This is a genomic window from Saccharospirillaceae bacterium, from assembly GCA_022448365.1.
Classification (GTDB): domain Bacteria; phylum Pseudomonadota; class Gammaproteobacteria; order Pseudomonadales; family Oceanobacteraceae; genus Bacterioplanoides.
The window spans coordinates 1-12,091 of the sequence record JAKVCS010000007.1 but is presented as its reverse complement, the minus strand read 5'-3'; the positions used below and the strand labels follow the sequence as shown (position 1 = coordinate 12,091).

The 12,091-nt window shown below is 49.1% G+C and carries 9 protein-coding genes; 8 read left to right on the top strand and 1 reads right to left on the bottom strand.

Annotated features, from left to right (window positions below):
- The first annotated feature begins 134 nt into the window (after positions 1–134).
- The 4 genes from MK185_16375 to MK185_16360 all read left to right on the top strand — a co-directional run bounded on the left by MK185_16375 (position 135) and on the right by MK185_16360 (position 6,129).
- Positions 135–1,112: a haloacid dehalogenase gene (locus tag MK185_16375; protein MCH2042209.1), complete on the top strand. Its 978-nt coding sequence runs from the start codon at positions 135–137 to the stop codon at positions 1,110–1,112.
- 154 nt (positions 1,113–1,266) lie between these two features.
- Positions 1,267–2,475, top strand: a complete 1,209-nt coding sequence (zigA, locus tag MK185_16370) for a zinc metallochaperone GTPase ZigA (GenBank protein MCH2042208.1) — start codon at positions 1,267–1,269, stop codon at positions 2,473–2,475.
- A gap of 136 nt (positions 2,476–2,611) precedes the next feature.
- Complete coding sequence (locus MK185_16365) at positions 2,612–4,696, top strand: TonB-dependent receptor (GenBank protein MCH2042207.1); 2,085 nt, start codon at positions 2,612–2,614, stop codon at positions 4,694–4,696.
- 20 nt (positions 4,697–4,716) lie between these two features.
- Positions 4,717–6,129 carry a hypothetical protein gene (locus MK185_16360; protein ID MCH2042206.1) on the top strand — a complete coding sequence of 471 codons (1,413 nt, stop codon included), beginning with the start codon at positions 4,717–4,719 and terminating at the stop codon, positions 6,127–6,129.
- A 264-nt stretch (positions 6,130–6,393) separates the two neighbouring features.
- Here MK185_16360 and ilvC read toward each other — a convergent pair whose 3' ends face one another.
- Positions 6,394–7,884 carry a ketol-acid reductoisomerase gene (ilvC, locus tag MK185_16355; GenBank protein ID MCH2042205.1) on the bottom strand — a complete coding sequence of 497 codons (1,491 nt, stop codon included), beginning with the start codon at positions 7,882–7,884 and terminating at the stop codon, positions 6,394–6,396.
- A gap of 313 nt (positions 7,885–8,197) precedes the next feature.
- Here ilvC and ilvY point away from each other — a divergent pair, with 313 nt between their 5' ends.
- From ilvY to MK185_16335, 4 genes are all read left to right on the top strand, one after another.
- Positions 8,198–9,073: an HTH-type transcriptional activator IlvY gene (gene ilvY / locus MK185_16350; protein ID MCH2042204.1), complete on the top strand. Its 876-nt coding sequence runs from the start codon at positions 8,198–8,200 to the stop codon at positions 9,071–9,073.
- Between the two features lie 45 nt (positions 9,074–9,118).
- Complete coding sequence (pssA, locus tag MK185_16345) at positions 9,119–9,922, top strand: CDP-diacylglycerol--serine O-phosphatidyltransferase (protein ID MCH2042203.1); 804 nt, start codon at positions 9,119–9,121, stop codon at positions 9,920–9,922.
- 107 nt (positions 9,923–10,029) lie between these two features.
- Positions 10,030–11,028, top strand: coding sequence for a protein-methionine-sulfoxide reductase catalytic subunit MsrP (gene msrP, locus MK185_16340; protein MCH2042202.1), 999 nt, complete (start codon positions 10,030–10,032; stop codon positions 11,026–11,028).
- 19 nt (positions 11,029–11,047) lie between these two features.
- On the top strand, positions 11,048–11,674 hold the full coding sequence (locus tag MK185_16335; protein MCH2042201.1) for a sulfoxide reductase heme-binding subunit YedZ: 627 nt from the start codon (positions 11,048–11,050) through the stop codon (positions 11,672–11,674).
- Positions 11,675–12,091: the final 417 nt, after the last annotated feature.

The window sequence follows — 12,091 nt, the reverse complement described above, 5'->3', positions numbered from 1 at the left end:
AATAGTTTTCCCCGAATTAAGCGCCAGACCAACCGTTCGACAATAACAATCTGAGGTTTTATATGCGTGTTCCATCTCTCACCAAAACTACTATGGCTGTCGCCCTGACAGTGGCCGCAAGCAGCAGCTTGGCTATGTCCGATCCGAAAGCTGTTGATGATATTTCCGGCGACGATATCGATATCGTTCTGGATGGTGTGGTTAATTGTACCGATTTCGATGCAGGCCAGAATCCGGCCGCATTCCAGTTTCCGGCAAAACAGAGTTTTGATCATTTTCGCAGCCGAATCACGGCGCGCAGCACTCCGTATCATATGGGTCATGATCGGGTGACCAAGGCGGGTGAAGCCGTCACAGTAACCGGTAAGTTTGACTACGGTACGATTTTGCACAAAGACCTGGAAGATGAAAAAGTTCGAGCTTACCTCAGTGGCACGGGTAAAGACGGTTGGGATTACCTGGGTGAATTCACCACCAACAGCGATGGTAAGATCTTTGTACCGGTAGACGGTCAGCAGGAAGGCCAGTATGTACTGCGCATGGTTGTGATGGGTGACCTGACATACGCCGATGCTTACATCACCGCGATTGAACCCGGTAAAAAAGCGGTGGTATTTGATATCGATGAGACACTGACCAAAAGTGATCTGGAACAGATTCTCGATTACACCGGAATTGAAGCGGCCGAAGCCCGCCCGGCAGCGGGCCAGTTAGTGCAGGAATACCTCGATCGCGGTTATCACCCGGTATTTATTACTGCCCGCAGCTACTGGTATGCCAAAGGAAGCCGTCGCTGGCTGCGTGAAACCCTCAATTTGCCAGATTTCACATTGCGTACGACATTAGCAAATGAGCAGGGCCTTTTCGAAACCGCGCAATACAAAACCGATGTTATGAATGAGATGAAGGCTGCGGGCCTTGAGTTCTTCCGTGCTTACGGTAATGCCGACACGGATGCTGAAGCCTTTAACAATGCTGGTATTCCATTATCAGAGACTTATATCATCGGTGAAAACGCCGGTATCAACGGCACTCAGCCACTCACATCTGAGGGCTACGAACAACACATATCGGATGTGGTTTTGAGCACACCGCACAGCGGTTGTAACTGATCGCTCTGACGTTTCTCTAAAGCAGTAACAACCGGCCCCGAATGACTATGCCATTGAATGGCAGAGTCATTCGGGGCTTTTTTGTGCGATTGGATCGAGATGGTAAATGTTATAATATAACATTTACCATAAGATAAGCTTGAAGAGAACGATGATGAACACTGTTGATAAACGCTTGCCGGTGACCTTGTTGTCAGGTTTTCTCGGCGCTGGAAAAACGACGTTGTTAAACCACATTCTGCATAATCGAGACGCACTCAAAGTGGCGGTCATCGTGAATGATATGAGTGAAATCAATATCGATGCGGCTCAGGTAAAAAACGAGATATCGTTTAACCGTACCGAAGAAAAACTGGTGGAAATGAGTAATGGCTGTATCTGCTGCACGCTCCGGGAAGATTTGTTGCTGGAGGTCAGCCGTCTGGCGAAGGATGAGCGCTTTGATTATCTGGTAATCGAATCAACCGGTATCTCTGAACCTTTACCAGTAGCAGAAACCTTCACTTTTGCCGATGAGGACGGCACCAGTCTGGCTGATATTGCCCGGCTTGATACCCTGGTAACCGTGGTGGATGCGTTTAATTTCCTGAACGATTTCCGCGAAGCCAAGATGCTGCAGGAAACGGGGGAGTCGCTTGGTGATGATGATCAACGCAGTGTTGCTGATCTGTTGGTTGATCAGATCGAGTTCTGCGACAAAATTATTGTCAATAAAGCCGACCGGGTCAGCGAGACTGAGCTGGCCGAGCTGAAGAGTATTCTTGCCAGTCTAAATCCTGACGCCGAGCAGATAACGGCTGAGTTTGGCCGTATCGATACGGGTAAAATTCTGGCAACGCATTCTTTCAGCTTTGATAAGGCGCAGCAGGCGCCGGGCTGGCTGAAAGAAATGCGCGGAGAACATGTTCCTGAAACTGAGGAATACGGCATCAGCAGTTTCAGCTATGAAGCACGTAAACCGTTTCACCCTAAGAAGTTCTTCGACTTTTTGCATCAGGATTGGCCGGATGGCAAGTTGATTCGTTCTAAAGGATATTTTTGGTTAGCAACACGGCCGCAATTTGCCGGGCAGTGGAGTCAGGCGGGTGGCATTGCCCATCATGGTTTTGGTGGTATTTTCTGGAAAGCGGTGCCTCAGGAGCGTTGGCCAGAAGATGAGGAATACCTCGAATTTATAAAAGAAAAGTGGGTTGAGCCGTTCGGAGATATGCGCCAGGAATTGGTGTTTATCGGTCAGAACCTTGATCCGGTAGCGACACGTGAAAGGCTGGATGAATGTTTATTAAGTGAAAGCGAACTTATGCAGGGTGCAGAGTTCTGGAAAACTCTGGATGATCCGTTCCCGATCTGGCAGGAACGTTGAATACGGCCCTTATTGTGACGGAGTTTTGTTCGTTTTTTGTGCGTAATAACTTGTCAATGAGTGCACTGTTATAATATAACTTGCACGCTGCGACATCCGGGACCTTTGCCCGGATTATTTTTATGGTCTTATTGTTATGTTATATCGTATTTTGCTTGCTGGCGCTGTTGCGGCAGGCACGGCTTCACAAGCCTCTGCTGTTGAACTTGATACTGTGGTTGTCAGTTCAGGTGATGACTCCTCCCTGGCTGACGTTGCGCAACCTGTATTGGTGCTGGATCAGCAGGCACTGGCGAAAAATCCGGGTGACACTTTGGGGACTTTGCTGGAGCAACAGCCTGGCATCAGCAATGCCTCGTTTGGTCCGGGTGTGGGTCGTCCGGTATTGCGCGGTATGAGTGGCAGTCGGGTAAAAATGATGATCAACGGACACGACAGCGCTGATTTATCGGCCATGAGTTCGGATCACGCTCCGATGGCAGAGGTTGCCAATGCCAGTCAGGTTGAAGTCATTCAAGGACCAGCGACCTTGCTGTTTGGCGGCGGTGCTATTGGTGGCGTGGTTAATGTGATCGACAACAAGATTGCCCGCAAGCCGGTTACTGAAACCGAGGGGCAGGTAAGTGCTAAATTCGATAGCAATGCCTCAACTCGCCAGCTTAGTGCGGAATTAAATGGTGGCAACGGCGAGTTTGCCTGGCACGTCAGTGGCTTCGATAAATCGACCGATGATTATCAGGCGGCTGACTCGGAAACAGTAAATAACAGCGACACTTCGGGTAAAGGATTCAGTCTGGGTGTCAGCCATACTGCTGCCGAGAAAGGCTTCATTGGGTTCAGTGTTTCCCAAAGCGAATACGATTACGGCGTACCCAATGAAAATGATGAACAGACTCGTGTTCGCCCGGAGCAGATTCGTTACGATCTCAAATCATCCTGGTTGAACCCATTCTCCGGCATCATCAGTTGGGACAACGAAGTTTCATTTAATGATTACGAGCACGATGAGCTGACTGAACCAACGGTAGAGGGTTTGTTTGATCAGGAAACCTGGGAGTACAACAGCCGTCTGCGTCACGACACGCTGTTTGGTTGGCAAGGACACCTCGGACTGCATCTGAGTCAGCAGGTAATGCAGCTGTGTCATGACCATTCGGGCTGCTCAAAAATTCCGGACTACAGCAGCCAGAGCTGGAATGGCTATAAAGGTGGTGCTTTTACTGAGCGTGGGGGTTTTGAGTTTGTTCACAATACACCAATGCCAGAAACAGAAACGACGGATATCGGTTACTTCCTGGTTGAAAAGCGCGACTGGCAAAACGAATCATTCGGTAACGGTAATTTTGAGCTGGGTGCACGTATTGATTTCCGTACCATCACGTCTGACCCCAAAACCATTGCAGCATCCAGCCGTCAGGATGAAAGTTACTATGACGACAAATATTTCGCGCCGCTGACCTTATCGTTTGCATCGACCTGGAACATCTCACCGCAACAGCGATGGGCGATCAGTGTGGCGCGTGCTCAACGTGCGCCGGATGCTCAGGAGATGTTCTGGAACGGTGATCATCATGCGACTTTCTCCTACCAGCTTGATAATCCGGAGTTGAAGGAAGAGACCGCTTACACCTTTGATATCAACTGGACTTATGCCAGCGAGCAGTTATTCACTCGTGTTTCGGCTTATCGCTATCAGTTCGACGACTACATTTATAACGATCTGAAATCGGTTAAAGATCCTTACCACGGTAATGCGGTTTATCGCTATGAGCAGGCTGATGCTGAGTTCTACGGCGGTGAGGTGACCTCTGAATATGCACTGACCGAGCAATGGCACGTACTGGTGCAGGCTGACTATGTGTCTGCGCAGCTAACCAAAGCCGCAGCGGGTACCTCGAATAAGAATCTACCACGCACACCGCCGGCGACGGCATTGTTGCAGTTTGGCTGGCACCACAACCAATGGCAGGCAGAAATTGAAAATCGCTGGTCCTTGGCACAGAACAAAACGGCAGCAGAAGAATCTGCAGCAGCTGCTTATCAGCATGTTAATGCACGGGTTAACTACAGTGTCATGCTGGCCACCAGTTATGAGTGGCAGCTGGGTCTGCAGTTAACCAATTTATTTGATGCACCGGGACGTAATCATGTTTCTTATCTGAAACAATTTGCGCCACTACCGGGACGCAACATCAGTTTATCGACATCGATACAGTTTTAACTCACCCGTTGGAGAAAGTTATGCAATTTAAAAAATCCGTTTTATCAGCTCTGGTGCTGACTGCGGCGTTAACCGGCTGTAAGGACAGCAGTGATAATGAACCTGCTCAGACACGTGAAGGTGTCGAAACCTCGGGTCGTCTGTTGGTTTCTAATGCCAGTACAGAAAATCCAACGGTGTCGGTGATTAATCCAAAAGGTGGCAGTGTACTGGAAACCATTACTCTGAACTCTGCCGCTGAAGCGTTAAATGCTTCCCCTCAATATCGTTATGGTCTGGTGAGCCAGGACGGTCAGGTGCAGATTATTGACGGCGGTTTGTATCTGGTTCCTCACGATGATCACTTCGATTTGAGTGAAAATGATCCACAATTAATCAGCAAGACACTGACGGGTACCAAACCAGCGCATTTCCGCCATAACGAGGAATACGCGGCATTTTTCTTCGACGGTGTGCAAGGTACATCTTCTAAAGTTATCACGCTGGACGACGAAGCCATTACCGATGACGAAGAACGCGAACTGCAGTTAAACAACAACATGCATGGCACCGCTGAGCCTCGTGACGAATTCCTTCTGACCACCTACCGTGCGCCGGAAGCGAGTGCTGACGACCAGTTGCCTTCCGCGGTCGAACTGTATCATTACCACGATGGCGAATTTGAAAAAGAAGAACTGACCAATGCAAATTGCGACAAGTTGCATGGTAGCTTCTCGACCGAAGAAGCCAGCGTATTTGGCTGTTCAGATAGCGTTTTGGTGGTTAAGCAAGAGGGTGAAAACTTCACTGCATCAACCATTGCCAATCCAGCAGAAATGACTGGTCGTATCGGCAGCTTTACCGGTCATTCTGATGCCCATGTTGTCGCTGGTTGGGCCTCAAACGCATTGTACGCCATTCATCTGGAAGACGCTGAAATTGAGCTGGTGGATTGGAGTGAAGGCGAAGGCGCGACAAAACACGCCGCGATTATGGATGATGAAGGTGAAGCCATGCTGGTACTGGATGACACCGGAACACTGCACGTGCTGTCTGTTCATGAAGAGCACAATCACGGAGGTGAAGGCGAATCTGATGGTGAATCGGCTGGTGTAACCGCAGCGTCTGCAGAAAGTGAAGAAGAACATACGTTTGAGCGTACGGCCAAGATTAAAGTTCTGGAAACCATTCCTGCATTTGAAGGTCACGATCACGTAGAAATGGCAGTAAGTCCGGACAGTGATGAAGTGTTTGTTGTTGACTCGGTTGCCAAGCAGATTGTTGTGGTGGATCTGGCTGAAAAAGAAGTGAAAGAGCGTATCGCTTTGAGCTTCGAGCCTTCAAAACTGGCTTGGGTTGGTGCTGTTGGTGAGCATAAGCACCATCACGGCGGTGATGACCACAACCACGGCGGCGATGATCACAACCACGGTGGAGACGATCACAACCACTGAGAAGACGATTAACTCCACTCTTTAAAGTCAGTGATCAGGATGTTTGTTTGGCGAGGTCCTGATCATTCTTTGCCGCGGTATCGTTTTGGTGTCGCGGTTTTTTTGTGTCTGAAATAGGGCAGAGGTTGCTTCTAGATCACTTTGCAAAGTGAGCAAGCATAAAAAATCCCCGGCAGATCAGATCTGTCGGGGATTTTTTATGTTCAGAGGTGCGCGATTCGCCGAAAACGCGATGAGCGGTTTTCGGCGAATGCTGCAGATCGCTTACTTAGAAGCTTCTACAATACGCTTCATATCAGTCATGTAGCCACGCAGCTCCTGACCGACCCACTCAACCGGGTGGTTACGAACCAGATCGTTCACTTCGATCAGTCGCGCGTTATCCACAGAGTTGGACTTCAGGTTCAGGCCTTTACCGATCACATCAGTGCTGATGTGTGGCATGAACTTCTCGCGCAGGAGAGGCACTGCCGCGTGAGCGAACAGGTAGCAGCCGTATTCTGCAGTGTCAGAGATCACAACGTTCATCTCGTACAGTTTCTTACGAGCGATGGTGTTAGCGATCAGTGGGGTTTCGTGCAGAGACTCGTAGTAAGCAGACTCTTCAACGATGCCAGACTCAACCATGGTTTCGAATGCCAGCTCAACGCCCGCTTTCACCATAGCAACCAGCATTACGCCGTGATCGAAGTATTCTTGCTCGTCGATTTCAACGTCAGAAGCCGGAGCTTTTTCGAAGCCGGTTTCTGCCGTTTCTTCGCGCCATTTCAGCAGGTTAGCATCGCCCGCAGCCCAGTCTTCCATCATGGTTTTGGAGAAGTGCCCCGTCATGATGTCGTCCTGGTGCTTACGGAACAGAGGGCGCATCAGCTCTTTCAGCTCTTCCGCCATGTCGAAAGCAACCAGCTTAGCTGGGTTAGACAGACGATCCATCATGTTAGTGATGCCGCCGTACTTCAGTGCTTCAGTAACAGTTTCCCAACCGTATTGGATCAGTTTGGCTGCGTAGCCTTCGTCGATACCGTCTTCAACCATTTTTTCGAAGCCCAGGATGGCGCCGGTTTGCAGCATGCCACACAGGATAGTCTGTTCACCCATCAGGTCAGACTTAACTTCAGCAACGAAAGAGGATTCGAGAACGCCAGCGCGGTCGCCGCCAGTAGCCGAAGCCCATGCTTTCGCTTGATCGTGACCTTTACCTTCAGGATCGTTCTCTGGGTGAACAGCCATCAGAGTCGGTACACCGAAGCCGCGCTTGTATTCTTCACGTACTTCAGAACCCGGGCACTTAGGAGCAACCATGATGACAGTTAAGTCTTCACGGATCTGCATGCCTTCTTCAACAATGTTGAAACCGTGGGAATAACCCAGAGTTGCACCTTGCTTCATCAGTGGCATAACGGCTTCTACAACGCTTGTGTGCTGCTTGTCTGGCGTCAGGTTACAAACCAGGTCAGCCGTTGGGATCAGCTCTTCGTAAGTTCCAACAGTGAAACCGTTTTCAGAAGCGTTCAGGAAAGACTGACGCTTTTCATCGATTGCCGCTTGGCGCAGAGCGTAAGAAACGTCCAAGCCAGAATCACGCATGTTCATACCCTGGTTCAGGCCCTGAGCACCACAACCAACGATCACAATTTTTTTGCCTTTCAGAACTTCACAACCGTTAGTGAATTCTTCACGGTCCATAAAACGACAACGGCCCAACTGGTCCAGCTGTTCACGCAGGTTCAGCGTGTTGAAATAGTTCTCACCCATGACAGGTTCTCCAATTAGTAGAGTGAATCCACCGGACGCTTTCCGGTGAACAAAATCGAATCGGTGCGAATAATAGAAGAAGAAGGGTGTTGCGTAAAATGCTATATTTGCGAGACGGTGTTGCATATTTTGCAATGAAACCTGATTGGCACTTCAATATTGTTTTTCAGAGCTTTGGTACCTCGCTGATTTCAACGCCTAAAACGTCAGCGAACGCCGTAATTACATCCCTTTAGGCTCGGGCGCTGCATTTCTGGAGCCAAAGCCACTGGCCGTTTTATCCGATGTAATCAGCATTGGTCGTGAGGAAGTCGTGGACTATAAAGACCTGCAATCATTTCTTAGCCTGTGCTCACACCTTCATCTAGGTAAGGCCAGCGAAGCACTGCATATGAGCCCATCAACCCTGAGCCGACGTTTGGCTCGTATGGAAGAAGAAGTGGGTGCCACCTTGTTGGTGCGCGAAACCTCACCCTTGTCACTGACCAATGCCGGAGAGCTATTTAAGCGCCACGCTGAAAGCACTTTGTCTGATTGGCAGCAACTGAAGAGTTCCGTCTCAGGGGAGGTGAGTGATTTGCAGGGATCACTCACCTTATTTTGTTCGGTGACCGCCAGCTATAGCTTTCTGGCCGATTTACTGGCGCGTTTTCGGGAGCGTTACCCATTGGTTGACCTGCATATTCACACCGGAGATGCTGCTGAATCGATTCTTAAAGTAGAGAATGGTGAGGCTGATATTGTGGTCGCTGCTCGACCAGAACAACTCAGTGAGGAGCTGACTTTCAAGACCATTATGCCCTCGCCGTTACTGTTTATTGCGCCCAAAAACAGCACAACCATCTCTCAACTTAATCAGGCAGAAATCGACTGGTCTGCCGTACCTATGGTGTTATCTGAAACCGGCCTGGCGCGCACACGAGTTAATCATTGGTTTGCGGCCCGTGGTATTCAGCCAAATATCTATGCCCAGGTTTCCGGTCATGAAGCCATTGTCAGTATGGTCGCGTTAGGAGCAGGGGTCGGCGTCGTGCCAGAGCTGGTATTGAAGAACAGCCCAATGGCAGCGAGGGTTCGGGTATTAGCGGTGCAGCCCGAGCTTGAACCCTTTGCTGTAGGATTGAGTGCCAAAACGCAGCGAATGCAGGAGACATTGTTGCAGGCGTTATGGAAGACAGCAGCCCTGTAATACTCCATAATGAAGCGGTAAAAATGTATTTCTGATGAGTTAAGAATGAACCAAGAAGACAATAAGGTTGTTCCTTTGACTGATAACGCGCAAGACAGCCAGCCTCAGGGCGCAGATAAGCCAGCAAAATGGCCAGGTCGTAAAGGCATTTATTTATTACCCAACCTGTTCACCACCGGTGCGCTGTTTTCAGGCTTTTATGCCGTTGTTGCCAGTATGAATGGCCACTTCGAAAACGCTGCGATCGCAATTTTTATCGCCATGATTCTTGATGGCCTGGACGGGCGGGTTGCCCGACTGACGAATACTCAGAGTGATTTTGGCGCTGAGTACGACAGTTTGGCGGACATGGTGTCGTTTGGTGTAGCCCCGGCGCTGGTGGCCTTCAGCTGGTCAATGCAGAGTTTGGGTAAGATTGGTTGGGTGGCTGCCTTCATCTATGTTGCGGGTGCGGCACTGCGGTTAGCTCGTTTCAATACACAGTTGTCGGTGTCTGATAAGAATTTCTTTACCGGATTGGCCAGTCCTGCTGCCGCTGCAATCGTTGCTGGTACGGTCTGGGCCTTCAGTGAGACCGGTACGGTGGGTGCCGATATTGCCTGGTTAATGGCAGTGATCGTTCCGGGTGCAGGCTTATTGATGGTCAGTAACTTCCGTTATCACAGCTTTAAGGGTCTGGACCTGAAGGGTAAGGTTCCTTTCGTTGCTTTACTGGCCGTCGTTATGGTGTTTGTCGTTGTTTCGATTGATCCGGCCAAAGTGCTGTTGGGCGTCTTTATGGGTTATGCCTTATCCGGACCTGCTTATGAGGGCTGGACTCGTCTGAAAAATAAAAAGCAGGCGAACTGAATTTTTCAGAAACCATCTGTCTAACTCTGTTAACGACAATACGCAATTAACCCGTCTCTTCCGGAGTGATTCCGAGTGATGGGTCAGAGTTAGGCAGGAATTTCAGCATGATTATCAATCGCAGAAAAAAGTCGGATGTTGCACCGTCCGAGATTACCTCCCGCAGTAGTTATCTCAACCGTCGTCAGTTTCTTGGTCAAACCGCTGCTCTATCCGTCGCAGCTGCTGCGCTACCTGCTAATGCAATTCAGACTCGTGAATCAACCCGCAAGCAAAGACCGGTTTGGCTGGCGAAGCAGGTTGCCGCGGCCAAAGAAACGGGCTGGGGTAAGGGCGAAAACCTGACGCCTTATGCAAATGTTACCCAATACAATAATTTCTACGAATTCGGAACAGGTAAGGATGATCCTTATCGTTACGCATCCAAGTTAAGAACCGATCCATGGATGGTAGAGATCGAGGGTGAATGTGAAGTGAAAGGTCAGTTCACTCTTGAAGATATCCTGAGTCAGGTGGATCTGGAAGAACGTATTTATCGCCTTCGATGTGTCGAGGCCTGGTCGATGGTCATCCCCTGGATTGGGTTTGAGTTGTCGGCTCTGCTAAAACGTTTCAAGCCGTTATCCTCAGCCAAGTTCGTCGAGTTCACCACTTTGAATGATCCGAAACAAATGCCGGGGCAGCGTTCAGTCTTTTCAACGATTGATTGGCCGTACGTCGAAGGACTGCGTATGGATGAAGCGATGAACCCTTTGACCATTATGGCCGTGGGTTTATACGGAGAGGTGTTGCCCAACCAAAATGGCGCACCGTTTCGTCTGGTGGTGCCATGGAAGTATGGCTTTAAGAGTATCAAGTCGATTGTCAAAATCCGCTTTGTAGAGAAGATGCCCATGACAACCTGGGCTGAACTCGCTCCAAGTGAATATGGCTTCTTCGCCAATGTAAATCCGCAAGTCGATCACCCGCGTTGGTCTCAGGCAAGCGAACGTCGCCTTCCTTCAGGTTTGTTTAAACCGAATCGTATTAAGACTCTGATGTTTAACGGTTACGAAGACGAAGTGGCGGCCATGTATTCCGGGATGAACCTGCGTAAGCTTTATTAAACGCAGGGTGTACTTTCAGATGCTTGTTACTTTACGACGCATAACCCTTTTCTTGCTGGCGTTGGTGCCTTTCTTCTATCTCACGCAGGCGATTGTGCGCTTGCAACTTGGGGAATGGGATATTCTTGGGCCTGAGCCTGGTAAAGCGATTGTCTGGTTCACTGGAACCTGGGCATTTAACTTCTTGTTGATCGTTCTCGCCGTGACGCCTGTTAAAGATCTGCTCAAGCAGAAATGGATATTGGTGCATCGACGCATGATCGGGTTGTTTGCTTTCTTCTATACAACACTTCATTTGCTGTCGTACTTTGCTTTTTTGTTGGAATGGCAATGGCAGGAACTCGGTACAGAGATTGTTGATCGCCCTTATCTTCTGGTGGGGGCTTTAGCCTGGCTATTGTTGGTGCCGTTGACGATTACCTCTACCAGAAACTGGCAGCGCCGTCTTAAACGTCTCTGGAAAACATTGCATAAACTCGTATACGTGATTGGCTTACTCGCTGCCGTTCACTATTTGTTACAGATTCGTTCTAGCTGGTTTGAACCGGTGCTCTACACTGTAGTGGTGTTGCTGGCGATGGCTCTAAGATTGCCTTGGCAAAAGTGGTCGTCAGACCGGGTGGATACAACGGCTGAAAACCCTTAATTCATATTTCTGTAAAAAACTTACAAAAAGGTGTTGACGGTTTTTTCTCAGTCTGTAAAATGCGCCGCTCCTGACCACTGAGGTGGTTCGGAAAGAGCTAAAAGCTCTTTTATTTCAACAGGTTAAGTAATTCATTTAGGGTTCTTAATCGAGCGAAATAAGCAAGTTAAGGGTTGACTCGTTGAGTCAAGTGCGTAGAGTTCGCCACCTTGATTTGAGGCAGCTCTTCTGGGTTGTCGTCAGGCGAAAAGATCTGAAAAATCTTTTAAAAATAAACGCTTGACACGCTGCGCTAGAACATTAAAATACGCAGCCCGCTTTGAGAGAAACAAAGCGACGTTCTTTAAAAAATTAGCATTAAGTAATTCGTGTGGGTACTTACTGAGGTGTTGTGGAGACACGCTGATTTTGCTCTTT